This window comes from Alcaligenes sp. 13f (assembly GCF_020496585.1).
Classification (GTDB): Bacteria; Pseudomonadota; Gammaproteobacteria; order Burkholderiales; family Burkholderiaceae_B; genus Alcaligenes; species Alcaligenes phenolicus.
Genome location: NZ_JAHKKC010000018.1, coordinates 48,683 through 70,069 on the forward strand (window position 1 = coordinate 48,683; position 21,387 = coordinate 70,069).

At 57.8% G+C, this 21,387-nt stretch carries 18 protein-coding genes; 14 read left to right on the top strand and 4 right to left on the bottom strand.

Features of this window, described 5'->3' with window-relative positions; genetic code table 11:
- The first annotated feature begins 27 nt into the window (after positions 1-27).
- From radC to KOE80_RS15165, 8 genes are all read left to right on the top strand, one after another.
- Entirely contained in the window at positions 28-699 is a 672-nt protein-coding gene (radC, locus tag KOE80_RS15130) for a RadC family protein (RefSeq protein ID WP_042481991.1), read from the top strand.
- Positions 700-792: 93 nt separating this feature from the next.
- Positions 793-1,635, top strand: a complete 843-nt coding sequence (locus tag KOE80_RS15135; RefSeq protein WP_045930202.1) for a MurR/RpiR family transcriptional regulator — start codon at positions 793-795, stop codon at positions 1,633-1,635.
- A 300-nt stretch (positions 1,636-1,935) separates the two neighbouring features.
- The gene (locus KOE80_RS15140; RefSeq protein ID WP_222653481.1) at positions 1,936-3,354 is read left to right on the top strand and encodes an MFS transporter; all 1,419 of its coding nucleotides are present in this window, start codon (positions 1,936-1,938) and stop codon (positions 3,352-3,354) included.
- A 38-nt stretch (positions 3,355-3,392) separates the two neighbouring features.
- Positions 3,393-4,070, top strand: coding sequence for an aspartate/glutamate racemase family protein (locus tag KOE80_RS15145; RefSeq protein ID WP_226349447.1), 678 nt, complete (start codon positions 3,393-3,395; stop codon positions 4,068-4,070).
- A gap of 28 nt (positions 4,071-4,098) precedes the next feature.
- Positions 4,099-5,424 carry an MFS transporter gene (locus KOE80_RS15150; protein WP_045930204.1) on the top strand — a complete coding sequence of 442 codons (1,326 nt, stop codon included), beginning with the start codon at positions 4,099-4,101 and terminating at the stop codon, positions 5,422-5,424.
- Between the two features lie 355 nt (positions 5,425-5,779).
- A complete protein-coding gene (locus KOE80_RS15155) occupies positions 5,780-6,046 on the top strand; it encodes a type B 50S ribosomal protein L31 (protein WP_003802796.1) in 267 nt (88 codons plus the stop codon).
- 135 nt (positions 6,047-6,181) lie between these two features.
- Positions 6,182-7,942: an ArnT family glycosyltransferase gene (locus tag KOE80_RS15160; RefSeq protein WP_086060323.1), complete on the top strand. Its 1,761-nt coding sequence runs from the start codon at positions 6,182-6,184 to the stop codon at positions 7,940-7,942.
- 9 nt (positions 7,943-7,951) lie between these two features.
- Positions 7,952-9,373 (top strand): MATE family efflux transporter, encoded by a 1,422-nt coding sequence (locus KOE80_RS15165; RefSeq protein ID WP_226349448.1) that lies wholly within the window; start codon positions 7,952-7,954, stop codon positions 9,371-9,373.
- 208 nt (positions 9,374-9,581) lie between these two features.
- Here the strand turns inward: KOE80_RS15165 and KOE80_RS15170 are convergent, their stop codons facing one another.
- From KOE80_RS15170 to KOE80_RS15185, 4 genes are all read right to left on the bottom strand, one after another.
- Positions 9,582-10,859 carry a quaternary amine ABC transporter ATP-binding protein gene (locus KOE80_RS15170; RefSeq protein WP_226349449.1) on the bottom strand — a complete coding sequence of 426 codons (1,278 nt, stop codon included), beginning with the start codon at positions 10,857-10,859 and terminating at the stop codon, positions 9,582-9,584.
- Positions 10,856-11,713: an ABC transporter permease gene (locus KOE80_RS15175; protein WP_042482011.1), complete on the bottom strand. Its 858-nt coding sequence runs from the start codon at positions 11,711-11,713 to the stop codon at positions 10,856-10,858. The genes KOE80_RS15170 and KOE80_RS15175 overlap by 4 nt, the downstream gene beginning before the upstream one ends.
- 164 nt (positions 11,714-11,877) lie before the next feature.
- Positions 11,878-12,921, bottom strand: coding sequence for an ABC transporter substrate-binding protein (locus KOE80_RS15180; protein ID WP_042482013.1), 1,044 nt, complete (start codon positions 12,919-12,921; stop codon positions 11,878-11,880).
- A 538-nt stretch (positions 12,922-13,459) separates the two neighbouring features.
- Complete coding sequence (locus tag KOE80_RS15185) at positions 13,460-14,698, bottom strand: class I SAM-dependent methyltransferase (RefSeq protein ID WP_042482015.1); 1,239 nt, start codon at positions 14,696-14,698, stop codon at positions 13,460-13,462.
- A gap of 350 nt (positions 14,699-15,048) precedes the next feature.
- Between KOE80_RS15185 and KOE80_RS15190 the strand changes: the two genes are divergently transcribed.
- The 6 genes from KOE80_RS15190 (at position 15,049) to holA (ending at position 21,344) form a co-directional block, all read left to right on the top strand.
- On the top strand, positions 15,049-16,197 hold the full coding sequence (locus tag KOE80_RS15190; RefSeq protein ID WP_162090599.1) for a Bcr/CflA family multidrug efflux MFS transporter: 1,149 nt from the start codon (positions 15,049-15,051) through the stop codon (positions 16,195-16,197).
- A gap of 140 nt (positions 16,198-16,337) precedes the next feature.
- Positions 16,338-16,574 (top strand): 50S ribosomal protein L28, encoded by a 237-nt coding sequence (gene rpmB / locus KOE80_RS15195; RefSeq protein WP_003802782.1) that lies wholly within the window; start codon positions 16,338-16,340, stop codon positions 16,572-16,574.
- 35 nt (positions 16,575-16,609) lie between these two features.
- Positions 16,610-16,777 carry a 50S ribosomal protein L33 gene (gene rpmG, locus KOE80_RS15200; protein ID WP_003802781.1) on the top strand — a complete coding sequence of 56 codons (168 nt, stop codon included), beginning with the start codon at positions 16,610-16,612 and terminating at the stop codon, positions 16,775-16,777.
- A 210-nt stretch (positions 16,778-16,987) separates the two neighbouring features.
- Positions 16,988-19,645 (top strand): leucine--tRNA ligase, encoded by a 2,658-nt coding sequence (leuS, locus tag KOE80_RS15205; RefSeq protein ID WP_109088268.1) that lies wholly within the window; start codon positions 16,988-16,990, stop codon positions 19,643-19,645.
- Positions 19,646-19,647: 2 nt separating this feature from the next.
- Positions 19,648-20,280 carry an LPS assembly lipoprotein LptE gene (lptE, locus tag KOE80_RS15210; protein WP_226349450.1) on the top strand — a complete coding sequence of 211 codons (633 nt, stop codon included), beginning with the start codon at positions 19,648-19,650 and terminating at the stop codon, positions 20,278-20,280.
- 2 nt (positions 20,281-20,282) lie between these two features.
- Positions 20,283-21,344 carry a DNA polymerase III subunit delta gene (gene holA, locus KOE80_RS15215; protein WP_226349451.1) on the top strand — a complete coding sequence of 354 codons (1,062 nt, stop codon included), beginning with the start codon at positions 20,283-20,285 and terminating at the stop codon, positions 21,342-21,344.
- Positions 21,345-21,387 lie beyond the last annotated feature (43 nt).

Below are 21,387 nucleotides of genomic sequence, written 5' to 3' on the forward strand. Positions count from 1 at the left end.
TTCAATTACCGCATTTTAGCGTTTCTTATGGCCACATCCACTTTACGCCGCCAAGGGCCCCGTGAGCGCATGTTGGCGCACGGTCCTGCCTGTCTGAGCACCCCGGAACTGCTGGGTATTGTCCTGCGCACCGGTACACGCGAGCGCAATGCTGTCGAGCTGGGCCAGATGTTGCTGGACCATTTTAACGGACTCAAAGGATTATTATCGGCCGATGCGTCTGCCCTGCGCCAACTGGACGGAATCGGCCCGGCCAAATGCGCGGAACTGTTGGTTATCCGGGAACTGCAACGCCGCTGTGCCCTGGAGTCGCTCACTGACTTGCCAGTCCTGAACCAGGCAGACAAGGTGCGCGAATATTGTCTGGCCCATATCGGACACTTACCCGTGGAGCACTGCCTGGCCCTGTTTCTGGACAATCAGCTGCGACTGATCTGCGCCGAGGAAATCAGCCGGGGAACGGTGAACCAGGCCTCGGTCTACCCCCGGGAGATTCTGCGCGCCGCCCTGCGTCACCACAGCTGCGCCATCATTCTGGCGCACAACCATCCTTCCGGCGCGGCCTATCCCAGCGCTGCCGATATACGGCTGACCCGGCACATACGGCAGGCCTTGGCTCTGGTAGACATACGTTTGCTGGACCACATTATCGTCACGCCCAGCCAGACTGTCTCCATGGCCGAGCGCGGGGATCTGTAAACCATTCGGCCCGGCGGAAACTGCCGGATTTTTGATACAGTTCCATGAGCTTCCCCGTAAAATCCAGAACACACTACAAGAGTACGGAGCGCCATGTCTGATCCCGCCGTGAAGTCCTTTGTTGGACGCGTACGTGACATTCTTCACGATCTATCCCCATCAGAGCGACGTCTGGCGGAGTTTGCCCTGGATTTCCCAGGCGATCTGGCTGGCTACAGCGCGTCTGAGCTGGCGTCTCTGGCCCATGTATCCAACGCTACGGTTACCCGCTTTATTCGGCGTCTGGGCTATAGCAATTACGAAGCGGCCCGCAAGCAAGTGCGCTCTGAAAAGAAAGCCGGCTCCCCCCTGCTGCTGGCCGCGACCGAGACAGAAGCCGAACGTTCACTGGCCACGCAGCTGCAACAGAGCCAGAACAATCTGGCCTCTACCTACAGACGCATTCCCGACTCGCTGCTGCAAGAGATCGCCCAGGCCATTCTGGCTGCACGGAAAGTGTGGGTGCTGGGGTTTCGCTCCAGCCACGCCCTGGCCAACTACTTTCGCTGGCAGTTGCTGCAAATCGTCCCTGAAGCTCAACTGATTCCCGGTCCTGGTGAAACCATGGGAGAGCATCTGGCCGGCATACACGCCGACGATATGGTGGTGATCTTTGCCCTGCGTCGCCGGGTGCGCAATATGGATCAGCTTATTGGTCAAATGGCTCAGTTGAACCCGAATGTGCTGCATATCACCGATCAACTCAGCGCCGAGAAAAGCGCCTGTCGCTGGACGTTGCGATGTGATGTCCAGTCACCCGGTGTGCTGGACAACCACGTGGCGGTAATTGGCTTATGCCATTTGATTCTGAGCCAGGTAATGGATCAGGCCGGGCCGGCCGGACGTCGCCATCTAGGTATGGTGGAAGCTTTCCACGACAGTTTTCTGGAGCTGTAGGTCGCTGAGACTGGCATCACAAACCCGCCCACTCCTCCTGCAGCCAAGGAAAATCAGCTCAGCCCAAGTCAGGCTGCCAGCGGCTATCCCAGGAATCGAATAAGGATCATATGCAAAATGCGATGATCCTTTTTTTATTAAAATTCCTTTTATATCAATCGATTAATCAATCCAACGTAAAGCCCTGCAAAATCTTTCTCGTTAACCCTAGTTTTGAAAATATTTTTTCATACCAATAATGGCTGAAAAAATAATGTTATGGGCGGACGTGCCCTGCATGTCCTGAAACGAGGAGAAACCATGTCTAGCAAGCAGCAAACCTTGCCGGCCGACACCGGGCAGGCACAGGCCAGTTCTACGGCCAACAACCACACGGTTCAGCAGCAACTGGAAAACTCGCTGGAGACCATAGGCGTCACCAACTCGCACCGCAAAGTGCTGGCCCTGATTTTGCTGGGCGTGCTGTTTGACGTGCTGGAGCAAAATGCCGTGGGCCTGGTCGGTCCGCTTCTTCAGGAACATTGGGGGCTGACGCCTCGCGATGTCGGGTTTCTGAACACCCTGACCTTTGCCGCTGCGGCCCTGGGGCGCTTGCTGTCCGGCTATATCGCCGACCACTATGGTCGCCGCGTCATGTTGACCATCAATCTGGCCCTGTTCACGTTGGGCGCGCTGATCTGCGCCCTGGCCCCCAGCTACTGGGTACTGGGCCTGGGTCGCATGATTGTCGGCTTTGGTCTGGGTGGCGAGATCTCGATTGCCGTCACCATGCTGGCCGAGTTCTGCTCCTCGCGCTTTCGCGGCACCGCCGTCGGCACGATCAACGTCGCGGGTGGTGGTCTGGGCAATATGCTGGCCCCTGCCTTCGGCTTGCTGGTCTTTACCCTCTTTCCCGGCCCCGAGAGCTGGCGCTGGGTGTTTGGCCTGCTGGTCATGCCCGCCTTCATGGTGCTGTTCTACCGTCGCTACATTCCTGAAACACCTCGCTTTCTGGTGTCACAAGGGCGTATCGACGAGGCCAATCAGGTTTTGAATATTCTGGCCTCGGGCAAGCTGGGCCGACACGTTGCCAACCCCTACCCTTATCTGCACAGCGGCCCGCAAGCGCAAAAAGCAGAGCGCGTACGCTTGAGCGAGATTTTCCAGGGCCCGCTGGCGATGCGCACGCTGGTTACCGGTATTGCCGTGTGCATGACCTACGGCGCGCAGTTGACGGTTCTGACCCTGATGCCGACTCTGCTGGTAGAACAAGGCTACTCCCTGGTGAAAAGCTATACCTTCACCATCCTGATGCAGTCGGGCAGCTTGCTGGGTGCCCTGACTGCCTCTTACCTGGGCTCTCGCGTGCCTCGCAAACGCGTCTTCACCTTCGGGGCCTTGCTGGCCTGCGCCAGTGGTCTGGCCTTTGGCTTTCTGAGCTTCAATATTTATCTGGTGCTGCTGTTCGGTGCGGCCTTCCAGTTCTGCGTACTGCTGCTGAACACCACGATCTGGATTTTCTCCCCCGAGCTGTATCCCACCCGCGTCCGCGCCTTTGGCACCGCCTTCATTCTGGCATTGGGCACCTTGGCGGGCGCATTTATCCCTACGCTTAGCGGCTGGGTGCTGGAAGGTTATGGTGTCGCCGGCATGTTCACCTTGATGGCTGGCATGTATGTCACCTTTGCCGCCGTCCTGCAGCTGGCGCCCGAAACCTTTGGCCGCCCCCTGGATACCTGATTCACTTGATAAGCCGCGTTACGGCGGCCCCTTTATTTATGTCTCATACCGTACTGCTCATCAACCCCAATACTTCCCGTCCCACCACCGACATGATGGTTGCCCTTGCCCAGGCTTGCTTCCAGAGCCTGCAGCGCAAAGATATCCAGGTCCGTGGGCTGACTGCCCCCGAAGGACCGGGCATGTTGACCGAAATGAAGGAGCTGGAGCAGGCCGCCACCATGGCCAGGCACCCGCTGGTGCTGGCGCAGGCACAGGACGCTGATGGCGTCATCGTCGGTGCTTTTGGTGATCCCGGCCTGCAAGCCCTGGCTGAGCACGTAACGGTGCCCGTCATCGGCATAGGCCAGGCTTCCATGATGCAGGCCGCCCGAGCAGGCAGCCCTTTTGGCATTGCCACCACGACGCCCGGCCTGGAGCAATCCATTCTGGACCAGGTACAGCGCTACGGCTGGAGCGACCAGTTCTCCGGCCTGCGCCTGACCCCTACCGCCCCGCTGGATCTGGCCCAGGCCCCTGAACGTCAGGATCAGGAACTGGCCGACAGTGTCGTGGCATGTATCGAACAAGACGGTGCTCGCGCCGTCATCATCGGCGGTGGCCCGCTGGCTCAAAGCGCACAAGCGCTGCAAAGCCGGCTGGCTGTGCCGGTGATCAATCCCATCATTGCTGCCTGCGAGCTCATGGCCGAGCGCCTGCCCCCAGATCAGCCATAACACGCGCTACCACACAAGGAGACACCCCATGACAAGCAGCACCCTTGGGGACGGAGCCCAGGCCCCGTCCGCCAGCAAGCAGGAACTGGATCAGATTTACAAGAAAGTGATGTGGCGCATTTTGCCCTTCATTTTCTTGCTTTGGATGCTGGCCTGGATAGACAGGCTCAACATTGGTTTTGCCAAGCTGCAAATGCAGCCCGAACTGGGGTTTTCCGAAACGGTTTACGGCATCGGTGCCGGTATTTTCTTTTTGGGCTACTTCTTTTTTGAAGTGCCCAGCAACTGGTTGCTGCTGCGTATTGGTGCACGCAAGACCCTGGCCCGTATTGCCTTTGGCTGGGGCCTGATCTGCGTGCTGATGATGTTTACCAAAACAGCCGCCTACTTTTATGTGATGCGTTTTTTGCTGGGCGCTTTTGAGGCAGGTTTCCAGCCCGGCGTATTGCTGTTCCTGACCTTCTGGTTTCCAGCCCATCGTCGCGCCAAAGCTTTTGCGGTGTTTATTTCCGCCTCGGCGGTGGCCTCGGTTGTGGGCGCACCGCTGGCCGGTTTCATCATGACGCGTCTGGATGGCGTCAATGACTGGTCTGGTTGGCAATGGCTGTTCTTGCTGGAAGGCCTGCCGACGATTTTCGCAGGCATTCTGGCGGTGATGTTCATTGTGGACAGCCCGGAAAAAGCCAGCTGGTTAAGCCAGCGTGAGAAGGACCTGATCAAGCAGGAGCTGGTGCTGGACGCCAAGGCCGCAGGCCCGCGCGAGCACAGCTTCAAGAAAGCCTTGGGTAATGCCGATCTGTGGACCCTGACCCTGATGTTCTTTGGCATCGTGGCCGCGAACTCCACACTGGCCTTTTTTGCGCCCACCCTGGTGCGCTCGCTGGGCCCGACCGATCCGCTACAGGTGGGCTTGCTGGTTGGTCTGGTCTATGTATTTGGGGCCATCTTCCAGTTGGCACTGGGCTTTAGTGCCGACCGTCGCCGCGAAGCCCGTCTGCACACAGGTATTCCCGTCATCATCGGCGCGATCGGTCTGGCTGGTGTGGGGCTGTTCCTGGGCAACAATACGACCCTGGCTTTTATCAGCCTGATTGTGGCCGTGTCCGGCACCATGGGTTGCATTCCGGTGTACTGGCAGTTACCTAATGCCGTACTGGCTGGCTCGGCAGCCGCTATTGGCGTGGCCTTCATCAACTCCGTCGCTAATCTGGCCGGCTTCGGCGCTCCCTTCATGTTGGGCGCTCTGAAAGACGCCAGCGGCAATTTCCAAAGCGGTTTATGGATTATTGCGGCGCTGGAACTGGCCGTCGGTATCTGGATTCTGTCTTTCCGCAAGCGCAGGCAAGCCACCTGAGCGCCTTGCCAATCATGGACCAGGGCCCCGAAAAAGCCGACAAACTGGCCGTTTTCGGGGCCTGCCCACCCGCCAGAGAACCAGCTCCTGTTGCACTTGTGCCGCGCTCGTACGGAGTTTTCTTTGAAAAGCGGCGGCTCGATGCTAAAATTTCAGGCTTCATCGGATACGTGGCAAAAAGTCTTTAGGCATTATTCAATCGGGCGGGATTAAAAAAATCCAAACCCGGTTAAAAAAACAGCCCTCTAGCTTTTTAGTGCCGGTACTTACAAGACTGAAAATCTGCCCTGTGCAGCTTTATTTTTGTAAATACGTGCCTTGCTGGCGGTCCTTATTTGTCAAAACAGGAATCATCATGAAAGAAGGCATTCACCCAGAATACCGTGACGTGGTGTTTCTGGACCTGCAAACGGGCAACTCCTTTATCACCCGTTCCACTGTCCAGACTCGCGAAACCACCGAAAAAGACGGTAAGACTTACCCGCTGTTCAAGTGTGACGTGACGTCCGAGTCGCACCCCTTCTACACGGGCGCTCAAACCCGTATCGTGGAAACTGGCCGCGTTGAAAAATTCCGCGCCCGTTTTGCCCGTACGGCTGGTACCGTCAAGAAAGGCGAATAAGCTCTCTTTCGCGACATACCGCGTTCAGCGCAAAAAAGGCAGCTTCGGCTGCCTTTTTTTTAGCGTACATTTCCCGGCCAAGGCGCCCCCTTTGCATTAAGATAGGGCGAATCAACAGACTGTTTTACCCTAGACGTGTCATCCAGCCTCATACCCACCTCCACCCCTGCCCGCCTGACTGCTACCGCTGCCGTCAAACTTCCCCGACTGGTCCTGCTTGTTGTGGGGACAATTTACATTCTTGCGGGTCTGTTTTTCCGTGATCCCTGGAAGGCAGACGATGTCATCGGGCTTGCGACCATGCTTACCGCTTTGTCTGATCCCAGCGGTCAGGCCTTGCTGTTGCCGCAGGTAGGCGACCTGGCGCACGCCCAGGATGGGCCGCTGACGACCTGGCTGGGTGCGCTGTTCATTACACTGTTTGCGCCGCTGCTCAAGCTGTTCACTTCCGAGCTGAACGCCAATATTGTGGCGTCCCGCCTGCCCAATTTACTGTGGTTCGGCATGCTGGCGGCCTCAGTCTGGCACAGTGCCTACTGGCTGGCCCGTCGTCCTGAAGCCCAGCCGCTGCGCCTGCCCTTTGGGGGCGAGCCCTCTCCCACCGCCTATGGACGCATGATTGCCGATGCCACCTTGCTGCTGACAGTAGCCACGGTTGGCATCATCTGGCGCATGCATGAAACCTCGGAAGTGCCGGCCATCATCGCTTTTCAGGCACTGGCCTTGTACAGTCTGGTGCGCATGTTCGACCGCCCTGCCTCGGGCGCGATCATGCTGGGCCTGTCTTTGGGTGCCTGCTTTCTGACCCGCGGCTGGCTGGGTGCGGGCCCCATCATGCTGGCCACCGCGCTGTGTTTCATTCCGCGCGGCCCCTTGCGCCAGCACAGCCAATGGCTGGCTCTGAGCGCCGTGCTGACCCTGGCCATCATCATGGCCTGGTGGATTCCGGCCAAGCGTGTCAGCGTGTACTGGACCGAACAATGGCGTCTGTGGCATCTGGCTGCCTGGGGCTGGGCTGGTTTCAAGGAACAACTGAATAATCTGCGTGACCTGCTGTGGTTCCTCTGGCCCATCTGGCCCTTGGCACTGCTGGCCCTGTGGCAATGGCGCAGCTGGTTCAAGGCGCCACATATTTATGTGCCCGCCATCAGTTTTCTGGTGCCGCTGTTCAGCCTGCTGTTCATGCGCGATGCCTTCGAGCCCGAATACGCCTTGCTGGTCGTGCCTTGCGCCATCCTGGCTGCTTTCTCGCTGCCCACCCTGCGCCGTGGCGTCATCAATACGCTGGACTGGTTTGCCATCATGTGTTTCTCGCTGACGGCGGCAACCGTCTGGCTGGGCTGGTTTGCTCAGCAAACCGGATGGCCACGCCAGATTTCGCACAATATTGCCCGCCAGACACAAGGCTATGACACCTTTATCTCCTGGCCGGTCATGATTATTGCCGTGCTGGGTACTGTCGCCTGGATTGCCCTGGTACGCTGGCGCTTGTCCACCAACCCTCCCGGGCTGCTGCGTGGCACCGTCCTGTCTGCAGGCGGTCTGATTACCACCTGGCTCTTGCTGGTGACCTTGTGGATGCCCTCGCTGGACTACGTACGCAGTTACCGTGATGTCTCCGGCGAACTGTCCGCCGCCCTGCGCGTACACAAACAGCCCGGCGAGTGCCTGCGCTCCTGGGGCCTGGGTTCGGGGCAACGTGCCTCCTTCCTGGTGTTCAACAACATCAATATCAATTTCGACAACCGCTGCTCTTTGGTGCTGGAACAGTTCTCCCTGCGCGACCTGCAAGATGGCAAGGCCCCCATTCCCGATAATGCGGTCCAGCTCTGGCAAGGCAAACGCGGGCCAGATCGTCACGAGGCTTTCCGTCTGCTGCGAGTGCAAGCTCAGTAAGTTTCAATCATGTCCTCCGTGTTTCATCACAACTGGAAAGGCCAGGCAGGTCAGATCCTGCGTCAGGCCTGGCCGGTGCTGGTCGGTTCCTGGGCGGGTATCGCCTTTGGTGTTCTGGATACCGTTATGGTCGGCCACAGCAGCCCGATCGACCTGCAGGCCATGGGCCTGGGCGTATCCATTTACATCACCGTTTTTATTGGCTTGATGGGTGTCATCCACGCCCTGATCCCTATCATTGCGCAGCAATTTGGCGCGCGCCGCCTGACAGAAGTGGGCCGCTGGTGGGGGCAAGGCGTGTGGCTGGCCCTTTTGCTGACTTTGATCGGCACCCTGGCGCTGGCCTTTCCCAATATCTGGCTGCGCTGGTCGGGCGATTTGAGCCCTGAGGTTCACGACCGGGTGACCTGGTATTTGCGCAGCCTGATTCTGGCCCTGCCTGCCGCCCTGGTATTCCGAACGATTTACTGCCTGGGCACGGCAACTTCCCGCCCCAAGGCCGTCATGCTGATCAACCTGTTCAGCGTGGCCTTCAAGGCCCTGTTCAACTGGGTGCTGATTTTCGGCAAATTCGGTTTGCCAGCCATGGGGGCTGTCGGTTCCGGCCTGGCCACGACCGTGGTGTCCTGGCTGATGCTGGCAGCCGGCTTGTGGCTGCTGCGCACCGACCGCTACTACAAACCCTTCACGCTGCGACTGGAGCTGCCCAACTGGGCGGCTCAAAAAGAACTGCTGCGTCTGGGTCTGCCTATGGGCGGCTCCTATCTGATCGAGATCTGCGCCTTCAGTTTCATGGCCTTGCTGGTTGCCCGTGAGGGGGTCTTTGCATCGGGTGCGCACCAGATCATGGCCAATCTGGCCGCCGTCTGCTTCATGGTGCCTATGGCCGTGGGCGTTGCCGCCGCTTCCGTCAGTGCGCAAGCGATTGGGGCCGGGCAATATCATCGCGCCCGCCAGGTGGGGATGTTGAGCCTGGGGATCGTGCTGGCGGGGGTAACCTTAACCATTACCCTGCTGGTGCTGCTGCGCCCGACTTTGGCCAACGCCTACACCGATGATGCCGACGTAGCGCTGCGGGCTTTGCTGTTGCTGCAACTGCTGCCTTTCTTTCACTTTTTCGATGCGTTCCAGTGCCTGATTTCCTATTTGCTGCGTGCATATAAAGTGGCTTTTGTCCCCATGCTGCTGCAATTTTTTGCCTTGAGCGTGCTCGGGCTGGGCGGTGGCTGGTGGCTGGGCTTCGGGCCTGCCGCCGGATCGCTGGAAGGAGTCATTCAGTGGCTGGCACCGGGAGCGCCTGTAGGGGCAGCCAGCTTGTGGACCATGTCGAGCCTGGGTCTGGGAGCCTCGGCATTGCTGCTGCTGTTCTGGTACGTACATATTTTGCGTATTTACAATCCGGCAAGGCGCAAGACGCAGACGTCCCAATAAGCCAGACCTGGGGCACTGGCACTCGCTCAGTCCACGGCAAACTCAGACGCCTCAGTACTGGCTACCCTGTGCCCTTTCGCTTTTTGCTCAGCCTCAAAATTCCAAGGCCAAAAATACGGCAAATCCCCAAATCGCAAACATATAAAAAAACGGGACCCGTTATTCAACTGGTCCCGTTTTTTCTGTTGCCTTACCAAGACAAGGAAACTCAGGCAGCAGGTTTACTGCCTTCAATGGCTTCCACGATCTTGGCCGTATCATCCGGAGTCGACTCTGCAGCCGCATCCGACGATTCCTCCACCGCATCAATCAGCGGGCTGACCAGATCCACAACCTTGCTGCGTGAGAGCAGGCCAAGGAACTCGTCGTTCTCGCCAGTCACAGCCAAAGGTTCGCTGCTGCGCAGCAATTGCCCCAGGATTTCATCCAGCCCCATGGTGGCGGGAACCGAACTCATTTCATCCACAAAGCCGGAAATATCCCGTGCGCCTTGCTGCACCGCTTCCTGAGCACTGGAACGCATCAAGACACCGGCCAGACGCTTGCCATCGAGCACAGGCGCATAACGCACACCCCGTTCGCTCAAGCGCTCCAGCGCGTGAACAGCACGGGTACGCATGGTGAAGGTCAATGTCTTGCTGGAATCGCGCACCGCATGGGCGGCATTCAGTACCTTGCTGCGGTTCACATCCTGCAAGAAAGCCTGCACATAATCGCTGGCGGGTGACAGCAGAATATCTTCGGGCGAACCTTCCTGGATCAACTCGCCATCTTTCAGAATGGCAATCCGGTTACCCAGGCGTAGCGCTTCGTCCAGATCATGCGTAATAAACACAATGGTCTTGTTCAAACGGGCTTGCAGCTCCAGCAACTGATCCTGCATTTCGCGTCGAATCAGCGGGTCCAAAGCCGAAAAAGCCTCGTCCATCAAGAGGATGTCCGCGTCGGTGGCCAAGGCTCGAGCCAGGCCCACACGCTGCTGCATACCGCCAGACAACTGATGAGGGTACTGTTTCTCAAACCCCTGCAGACCCACCTGCTCCAGCCAGTAAGTGGCCTTCTCCTCGCGGGCGGCACGACCCATGCCCTGCACCTGCAGGCCATAAGCCGCATTTTCCAGCACCGTGCGATGCGGAAACAGGCCAAAGCGCTGAAAGACCATGCTGATCTTCTGCTGACGGAACTGCATCAGCGCCTTGCCGTCCAGACTCATCACATCCACATCGTCCACCAGAATTTGCCCGGCAGTCGGTTCAATCAAACGGTTGAAGTGGCGGATCAAGGTGGACTTGCCCGAACCGGACAGACCCATGATGACGTAAATGCTGCCGTGCTCAATGGACAGGCTGATATCGCGCAGACCCAATGTATGGCCACTCTTGGCCAGCAGCTCATCCTTGCGAACGCCGTTACGAGCTTCTTCCAGCCAGCGCTCGGGTTGGGAGCCAAAGATCTTGTAAATATTACGGACTTCAATCTTGCTCATGAGGCCTCCCGTGTCTGAAAGCGACGGCCGAACTCTTGCGTGATACGGTCAAACAGGATCGCCAGCAGCACAATACCCAAACCGGCCATCAGACCACGGCCCACTTGCAGCCGGTTAATGCCTTGCAGCACTTCGTAGCCCAGCCCCCGCACACCGATCATGGAGGCGATCACCACCATGGCCAGGGCCATCATGGTTGTCTGGTTGATACCGGCCATGATGTTGGGCATGGCCAGAGGCAATTGCACGCCGTAGAGCTGCTGCCAACGGTTTGACCCGAAGGAGCGCGAGGCTTCCAGCACTTCGCTGTCGACCAGGCGTATACCCAGATCGGTCAGGCGAATCACCGGCGCAATGGCATAAATAATGGTGGCAATCAGGGCGGCGATCTTGCCCAGGTTAAACAGCATCACCACCGGGATCAGATACACAAAGCTAGGCATGGTTTGCATCACGTCCAGCACCGGCATCATGATGCGACGCAGCCAGTTGAAGCTGGCCATCAACAGACCCAGCGGTATGCCTATCAGCACAGACAGGAAAACGGCCACGATCATCAGCGCCAGGGTCTGCATGGCTGCATCCCACAGGCCGATCAAGCCGATGACAAACAACATGGCTCCCATGGCCACGGAAAACAGGACGCGGCGGCTGGCAACCCAGCCCAGCACGACCACCACCAGCACGACGGCCCACCAGGGGCTGCTGCGCAGGATGGACTCCATAAAGACCAGCATGTCCAGCAAAGGCTGGGTCATGGCGCGCAAGGTGCTGGAATAATTGGCCACCAGATCACCCACGAACTGATCGATGGGCAAACGTAAGGCGCGCGGATCAATCAACTCAGGAAACATAAAAAACACTCCGTAAAACTCGTGCATGCGGCGCGGGCGTGCCGCCCGGCCATGAGCCTGCCGACCACAGGGTGGCCAGGCAGAAAAGCGAGGTACGGCTCAGTGCCCGCACCCACATGGGGTGCAGCAACCGAGGCCGGCCTCGCCCTACAACAACACGAATACTAAAGAGCGGCTTTTACGCGCTGAGCCACTTCCATGGGCACCCATTTGGTCCAGGTGTCCTCATGCTCTTTCAGGAACCAGTTCGCCACATCCTCGGGCTCGCCCTCGGTTTTTTCCATGTGGGCCATGGTGTCGTTCATCAGTTCCAGAGGCATGCTGACATTGGCCAGGAAAGCCGTCAGTTCGGGAGCCTGCTTGGAGAATTCCGTATTCACGGCAGTGAACACCGGGTTTTCAGGGTAGTCGCTAGGCTCTGGATTGGCACAATTGGGGTCAGTCAGACACCCGTGCTTTTTCTCGTCATAAGCCGGCAGTTCCAGCTTGACCAGATCCATGGAACCTACCAGCGGTGTGGGGTACCAGTAGTAGAACACCACGTTTTCCTTGCGCTGGTAAGCAGAAGTCAGTGCTGCTTTCTGCGTGGCGCCGGTACCGGGCGAGAACAGGGTATAGGTATCGCCCAGCTTCAGGGCATTGAACAGATTGCCACTGACCACCTCACAACCCCAACCTGCCGGGCAGCCATAGAAACGGCCTTTGCCGGGCTCTTCCGGGTCTTTGAACTCATCTTTGAACTTGGGCAGGTCCGCAGCGGACTTCAGTTCAGGCAGGCGCTCGGCGGTGTAGCGTGGAATGAACCAGGCTTCGCCACCCATATAAATATCGCCAATACGTTTTACATTTCCCTTGGCTTCAGCCTGTTTCCAGGGATCAGCCACACTGTTGAGCCAGATTTCAGTGTTGACATCCAGGTCGCCTCGCTCCAATGCGGCCAACGCCGGAAGCGTCTCGACCGAGATGACCTCAGTCTTGCAGCCATAACCCTTGTCGGCGATAAAACGCTCGACTTCAGTCAGGACCAGGTTCGATTCCCAATTCATGCCGCCAAAGCGGACAGTGCGGTCCAGTTCGCAGGCTGCCGGGGCAGCGGCTTGCGCGGCGGACGACAAACCCAGCAAAACGCTGGCCAGCACAGAGGCTTGAATCAGGGGAAAACGGTGCAAGCGCGACTTGGCACCGGCGTGAGGGAAGTATGAAGACATGATGCTCCTCCTTGAGTTACTGTGGACGCGTCCTGCATGATCAGTCGGCGCCAAGGCTAAAGGGGTGTGCGGAAGACGATGCTCTTATCGCCAATACATACCTACGTATAGAGCGAGTGCCAGGCACTCACGAAAAACCCGGAACGGCGTTGGGGGCTGAGCCCCTTTCTTTTACCGTTCCCTGCCTTGACCGAAACAAAACGGCTGGGCCAGGGTTACACCGCGCGGGACGATGATTTGGTGCGAATAGAACACGCTGCTTGAGCGGTTCTGGATCGAATTGATGAATCAGACAAGGAGGCCATTCTACGGGCCTTTGCAATCAAAAACAAATTATTACCGCACAAAACCAGTGAAAATCCTGAATATGTCAATGGCGAAAACACAACAAAAGCCTTGTTTGGCGTGGTTTTAGCGATTTTCCAAACTTTTTTTTGTTACTTAATAATTCAAGGCTAATCAGGGAAGTTAAAAACCGAGCTCAAAAAGACAAATGACAAGGCCTGAAACCTTGTCATTTGTCCTGCCAATCAGTGGCTTAACGCTGGTACATATAGTCCCGTCGCCATGGATACACCAGGTCGGGCGCATACTCCAGTTCTTGCGCGCGCCCTGCACTTTGCGCCTGTGCCAGAACCTGATGCAAGGCAATCCATCCATGCTCAAAGCCCATTGCGCAACCGGCCAGATAAACCCGGTACGCCCGCAGGGATTTTTGACCCTGCTCGGAATCCAGCGTGGCCTTGGCCTTGTCCAGCTGGCTTTCCAAAGCATCACTCCAGGCCCACAAGGTACGCGCATAGTGCGGCCTCAGGTTCTCGATATCCAGCCCCTCCAGACCACCTTCGGCCAGATGACGCAACACATGGCTGATATGGGTCAGCTCTCCGCCGGGGAAAATGTATTTCTCGATAAAGTCACCCATACCCGCGCCCAGCTGGCTATTGTCCACGCCACCTGCGGTAATGCCATGATTCAGGATCAGGCCACCCGGTTTGACCAGACGGCGCAACTTGTCAAAGTAAGCACTGAGCTGGGCGCGGCCCACATGCTCGAACATGCCCACCGAGGCCAGCTTGTCATAGGGTTTGAGCTCATCCAGATCCCGGTAATCGAGCAACATCATGCGGGCCCGGCCCGTCAGCCCCTTTTGCTCAATCAATCCATTCACATACGCATGCTGGTTACGGGACAAGGTAATGCCGGTCACATCCACATCGTAATTTTCGGCCGCCCACATCAACAGGCCGCCCCACCCGGCTCCAACATCCAGAAAGCGCTCGCCCGATTGCAGACGCAGCTTGCGGCAAATGTGATCCAGCTTGGCTTCCTGGGCCTGGGCCAGCGTCATGTCCGGCTCGCGATAATAGGCGCAAGAGTAGACCCGACGCGGGTCCAGCCACAGGGCGTAGAAGTCGTCCGACAAGTCGTAGTGAAACTGGATCTGCTTGGCGTCCTTTTCCTGGGAGTGACGCCAGACGGAGGTCAGGTGCTTGATGATGGAGGTCAGCCAGCCTGCCTGGGCCGCATCGACCGGCGATCCTGGCAAGATATCGGCGGCCAGTTGCATCAAATCCCGCATGGACCCCTCAAAATCCATACGCCCTTCCACGTAGGCCTCGCCCAACTGTCCGGACTGTCCGGCAGCCAGTTGCGCCAAAGTGGCATTGTCTTTGATTGTCAGATGAACCGATGCGTTGGCTGCACCGACTTGCTCCCCATTGGGCAAGGTCAGTCGAACCGGGACGCTGAGTTGATCTAATTTGGCCTGGACCATGGATGAAATGGAACTCAACTTCGCCTCCTTGTATGTAAACAAACAAAGATGACAATGTGTCGCCTGAATCGACACACCGCCCATAAGCCGTCAATCCTGTAGCCTAATACAATCAGCCCTTGAATCCGTTGCGTCAAAGTCACGAATCATGTGCTTCATACCTAAAGCACTTATGCCGGATTTGACCTTGCCCCATGCTAAACTGCCTGCCTTTGGCCCATTGCATCGGTTTGCATTGATGCTCGGCGCGGGGTTGCGGCTTCAGGCTCTTGGCCAGGATCTGCCCCACCTTAATACTTGGCCCGATGACACGCAACCACTCCCCTGCATTTCCCCCCTGGCTCATCTTGATGGGGCTGCTCACCGCCCTGGGGCCTCTGGCCATTGACATGTACCTGCCCGCCTTCCCGGCGATGGCCCAGAGCCTGAACACCTCGGCAGGTATGGTAGAGCGCACATTGGCCGGTTTCCTGCTGGGCGTAGGCGTGGCTCAACTGGTCTACGGCCCGATGGCCGACCGCTTCGGGCGCAAGCTGCCCTTGCTGCTGGGCGTGCTGATTTTCACCACCGCTTCTTTTTTCTGTGCCCGTGCCAGCGATATTGATGAGCTGACGGTCTGGCGCATTGTGCAAGCCTTTGGGGGCGCCGCCGGCATGGCCATCCCCCGCGCCGTGATCCGGGATCGTTTCGAGACCCGTGAAGCTGCCCGCGCCCTGTCCATGCTGATGCTGATCATGGGTGTCATGCCGATTCTGGCCCCGCTGATTGGCGGCCAGATCCTGCTGTTTAGCGACTGGCGCGGCATTTTCTACTTCATGGCAGGCTGTGGCGTACTCCTGTGGCTGCTGACCTTTTTCACCATGCAAGAGTCTCTGGCCCCGGAACGGGTGCTGCCACTACAACCCAAGCTGATTGCGCATAATTACAGCGCCTTGCTGCGCGACCGGCCCTTCATGTTTTATTCCCTGGCTGCCGGTTTCAGTTCTGCGGGCATGTTTGCCTATATCGCCGGATCGCCACGCGTCTTTATTGATTTGTTTTCTGTCGAGCCGCGTCATTTCGGTTTTTATTTTGGCGCCAATGCCGCCTGTCTGATTGTTTTCTCTCAAGTCAGCGCCCGTTTGCTCAATACCTACAGCCCACCCACTTTGCTGCGCGTGGCACAGGGCCTGCAAGTGATCTTTACCTTGCTGGGTGCCATTTTGACCCTGCTGGGCGTACTGGACCTGACCTGGCTGATGGTGACCCTCATGGGCTTCATGGCATGCCAGGGCTTTGTAAACCCCAATTCCGCCGCGCTGGCCCTGTCTGAACAAGGCCATCGTCTGGGAACGGCCTCCGCACTGATGGGAGCCTTGCAAATGCTTTGCGGTGCCTTGGCCGGTTTTGCTGTCAGCAGCTGGGCTTCGTCCAATGCTTTGCCATTGACCGCCGTATTGGCCGCTTGTGCCGTCTTATCGTGGCTGTTTGGCCGCAATGCAGCGAGGAAAGCACGGTAAAACTTGATCTAAGTGATTTTTCCATATTAGAATAATCTTCTTTGTACCCCAGCACTGGGGTTAACACGATCCTAATTTTACAATCGCCCGCGGCTTTTTTCGTTTAGCGGAGGCTGATTTAGATCTCAAGGGGTATGACCATGGCACGCGTATGCCAAGTGACCGGAAAAGGCCCAATGTCGGGCAACAATGTTTCGCACGCCAACAATAAGACCAAGCGTCGCTTCCTGCCAAACCTGCAGTCCCGTCGTTTCTGGGTTGAAAGTGAAAACCGCTGGGTTCGCCTGCGCGTTTCCGCTAACGCTATCCGCACCATCGACAAGAACGGTATCGACTCCGTTCTGGCCGAAATGCGCTCCCGCGGCGAAAAGTACTAAGCTGCGCTTCTTAAACATTTAACCAGGAGCTCATCATGGCAAAAGGTATACGCGAAAAAATCAAACTCGAATCGTCCGCCGGTACGGGTCACTTCTACACCACCACCAAAAACAAGCGCAACATGCCTGAAAAGATGGTGATCAAGAAATTTGACCCCGTCGTTCGCAAGCACGTCGAGTACAAAGAAACCAAGCTGCGTTAATACGCGCCCGCTCCTGCAGCGGATTGGTTTTCAAAGAAGCCCCTGCCCTGCAGGGGTTTTTTTTGCCCTTTGCAGGCTGCTGTGACAGGCCTGCCTCCTGTCTGCCATTACGCTCATGCACACTGCCCACCTTGCAGCCGTCCACAGCGAGATTTGCCCCGTATAATGGCGGATACTCCTTTACTTCTGTCTAAAACGGTATTGCCACTCATGCAGGAACGTTACAACCCCAGCGAGGTCGAACAACTCGCTCAGCAAAACTGGACCGATCGGGACGCCTATCGTGCCGTCGAGAACGCCACCGCTCCGGATGGCTCGCTCAAACCCAAGTTTTACGCATGCTCCATGCTGCCCTACCCCAGTGGCAAGCTACACATGGGCCACGTGCGCAACTACACCATCAACGACATGATGGCGCGCCAGCTACGCATGCGCGGTTTTAACGTTCTCATGCCCATGGGCTGGGATGCTTTTGGCATGCCCGCCGAAAACGCCGCCATCAAATCGCAGGTTCCACCCGCCAAGTGGACTTACGACAATATCGCCTACATGAAAAAGCAGATGCAGGCGATGGGTCTGGCTATCGACTGGTCGCGCGAAATGTGCGCCTGCGACCCCGAATACTACAAATGGAACCAGTGGCTGTTCCTGAAAATGCTGGAAAAAGGCATTGCCTACCGCAAGACCCAGACCGTGAACTGGGACCCGGTAGACCAAACCGTTCTGGCCAACGAACAGGTTATTGAAGGCCGTGGCTGGCGCTCCGGTGCGCTGGTTGAAAAGCGTGAAATCCCCGGCTACTACCTGCGCATCACCGATTACGCCGAAGAACTGCTGGATACCGTGAAAACCGGCTTGCCCGGCTGGCCCGAGCGTGTGCGCCTGATGCAGGAAAACTGGATCGGCAAGAGCCAGGGCGTACGCTTTGCCTTCCCTCACGATATTCGTGACGAGCAAGGCCAACTGATTCAGGACGGTCGTCTGTACGTGTTCACCACCCGCGTGGACACCATCATGGGCGTCACCTTCTGTGCGGTTGCTCCTGAACACCCGCTGGCTGCCCTGGCTGCCCGCAACAATCCCGAGCTGACTGCCTTTATTGAAGAATGCAAGAAAGGCGGCACCACGGAAGCCGATATGGCCACCCGTGAAAAAGAAGGTCTGCCTACTGGCCTGACCGTCAAGCACCCCCTGACGGGCGCGGACGTTCCTGTCTGGGTCGGTAACTATGTCTTGATGAGCTACGGTGACGGCGCCGTGATGGGCGTGCCTGCTCACGACGAGCGCGACTTCGCCTTTGCCCTGAAATACCAATTGCCTATCAATCAGGTCATTGGTGTAGAAGGCAAGGAATACGACGCCACCCAATGGCAAGACTGGTACGGCGACAAGCAGCAAGGTCAAACCATCAATTCCGGCAAGTACGACGGCCTGACGCACGTCGCGGCCGTGGATGCCATTGCCGCAGACCTGAACGCCAAGGAACTGGGCGAGAAACAAACTACCTATCGTCTGCGCGACTGGGGCATTTCCCGTCAGCGTTACTGGGGCACCCCGATCCCGATCATCCACTGCGAAGATTGCGGCCCGGTTCCTGTTCCAGAAAAAGACCTGCCCGTGGTTCTGCCCGAAGAACTGATTCCCGATGGCAGCGGCAACCCGCTGAACAAGCATGAAGCCTTCCTGAAGTGTGCTTGCCCTTCTTGTGGCAAACCCGCACGCCGTGAAACGGACACCATGGACACCTTTGTGGACTCGTCCTGGTACTTCCTGCGCTACACCACGCCCAATCTGAACGACTCCATGACCGATCCACGCACCGATTACTGGATGCCCATGGATCAGTACATCGGTGGTATCGAACACGCTGTGCTGCACTTGCTGTATGCCCGCTTCTGGACCAAAGTCATGCGCGACATGGGCCTGGTCAAGATTGACGAGCCCTTCACCCGCCTGCTGTGCCAGGGCATGGTGCTGAACCACAGCTACACCCGCCGCACCCCACAAGGGGGTATCGAATACTTCTGGCCTGAAACCGTTGAAAACGTTTACGACGAAAAAGGTGCGATTATCGGTGCCCGCTTAAAGAGCGATGGCCAGCCCGTGCAGTACAACGGCATAGGCACCATGTCCAAGTCCAAGAACAACGGCGTGGACCCTCAGTCCCTGATCGACACAATGGGCGCGGATACCGCCCGCCTGTTCATCATGTTCGCCAGCCCGCCAGAGCAAACACTGGAGTGGTCGGACTCGGGCGTGGACGGGGCCAACCGCTTCCTGCGCCGCCTGTGGGCCTTCTGCTACAACCACGCCGATGCCCTGCGTGCCGGTAACGCCCAGGCCACTGACTGGAGCGATCTGGACGCCGCTGCCAAGCGTACCCGTCTGGAAATTCACTCCTTGCTCAAGCAGGCCAATTACGACTACGAGCGTATTCAGTACAACACGGTCGTGTCGGCTTGCATGAAGATGCTCAACACCCTGGAGCAGACTCAATGGGAAGACACGCCGGCCGCACAACGTGCACTGGCTGAAACCACGTCCATCCTGTTGCGTGTTCTGTACCCTGTGGTCCCTCACATCACATGGCAATTGTGGCGCGAGCTGGGCTGGGCAGAGGGCCAAGGCGATATGCTGGATGCCCAATGGCCTGTCGTGGACGAGCAAGCCCTGATTGCCGATGAAGTGGAACTGATGCTGCAGGTCAACGGCAAGCTGCGCGGCTCCCTGATCGTGCCTCAAGGAGCGGAAAAAGCCGCCATTGAACAAGCTGCAGCCGACCATGCGGCTGTGCTCAAGTATCTGGAAGGCCGCCCCGCCAAGCGCATCATTGTGGTGCCTGGCAAACTTGTTAACGTCGTAGGTTAATCATGAACATAGCCCGCCTGCTTCCTTCCGGCTCCTTGTCTGTTCCTGCACCCAGGTTCTGGGGACTGGCGGGCTTGATCATCCTGCTCAGTGTTGTTTTGACAGCGTGTGGCTTCCACCTGAAAGGGGTGGCCCCGCTGCCGTTCAACACGATTTACACCAATATTACGGACAACAGCGCTTTTGGCGCGAACCTGCGTCGAGCCTTGTTGGCCAGCTCGCCTCAAAGCCGCTTTGTCGAGCGTCCTCAAGAAGCGGAAGCAGTCCTGCAGCAAGTCTCGCTGAGCCGTTATCAGCGTGAAATCTCCATCAACGCCAAGGGCCAGGTGGAAGAGTACGAACTGCAGCTGACCTTTGTCTTTGAACTGCTCGATGCCAAAGGCCGCTCCGTACTGCCTCCCACCACACTGACCGTGATGCGTGAAGTGCCTTATGACGCCGAAGCCGTCCAGGCCAAAGACAGCGAAATCGAGATGATTTTCCGTGACATGGAACAGTCGCTGATCAACCGCATCGTGCGCCGCTTGAGTTCGCCCGACGTCACCAGTGCCTACCACTTCATGAGCAGCCAGCCTGAAGCCAGTTCCATGGAAGAAATGGAACTGCTGCCCACCCGACCACAGGCGCCGCTGTAACGATGGGACGCAGGGCCGACCACGACACCTTGCTGCGCGAACTGGCCACGCCATCCGCAGCCTTTCAACCGCTTTATGTGGTGTCTGGTGACGAACCCCTTTTGCTGGTTGAAGCCGCCGATGCCGTGCGCGCCCGCGCCCGCCAGGACGGCTTTACCGAACGCAGCAGCTTTACGCTGGATGCGCGGGCAGACTGGTCGCAGCTGTTTGCTGTTGCCCAGAACATCTCTCTGTTTGGCGATCAGAAACTGGTGGACGTGAGCATTCCCAGTGGCAAGCCCGGCAAGCCGGGCGGTGATGCCCTGCAAAAGCTGTGTCAGCTGATCAGCGGCGGGCAAATGGATGGCACCAGTTTCCTGATTCAACTTCCCCGCCTGGACAAGGCCACGCGCAACAGCAAATGGTGCCAGGCTCTGGAACAAGTGGCCTGTTGGGTTGACATTCAGCCCATCAACCGCAATTCCCTGGCAGGCTGGATTGCCCAGCGTCTGAAAACCCAGGATCAAAGCCTGGAGCGCAATAGTCTGGAATGGATGGCCGACAAGGTTGAAGGCAACCTCCTGGCGGCCCATCAGGAAATTCAGAAACTGGCCCTGATTTACCCTCCCGGCCAGTTAAGCCAGGAAGAGCTGGAAAACGCCGTCCTGAATGTGGCTCGCTACAGTGTGTTTGATCTGCGCGACTCCATGCTGGCCGGCCATAGCCAACGCGCCCTGACGGTGCTCGATGGCTTGCAGGCAGAAGGCGAAGCCCTGCCCCTGGTCCTGTGGGCGGTAGGCGAAGAGGTGCGTACCTTGGCCCGTTTGTCACAAGCGCGCCAGCAAGGGCAGGACCTGTCCAACCTGTTTCGCCAATACCGCATTTTTGGCCCGCGCGAAAAACTCGTCCGTCAGGCCTTGGACCGCATCCCGCCTCAAAGCTGGCCTGCCTCGGTTCTGCATGCACACGATATAGACCGTTTGATCAAAGGCCTGCACCCCAGCGGACGTCAGCAAGACCCGTGGGAAGAAATGCGCCGCCTGACCATGCGTATCGCAGTCGCGACACAAGCCCCCCGTCACTAGGCGTCCGATACCCCTTAATCTCTTAATTGTTGCGATAATGCTC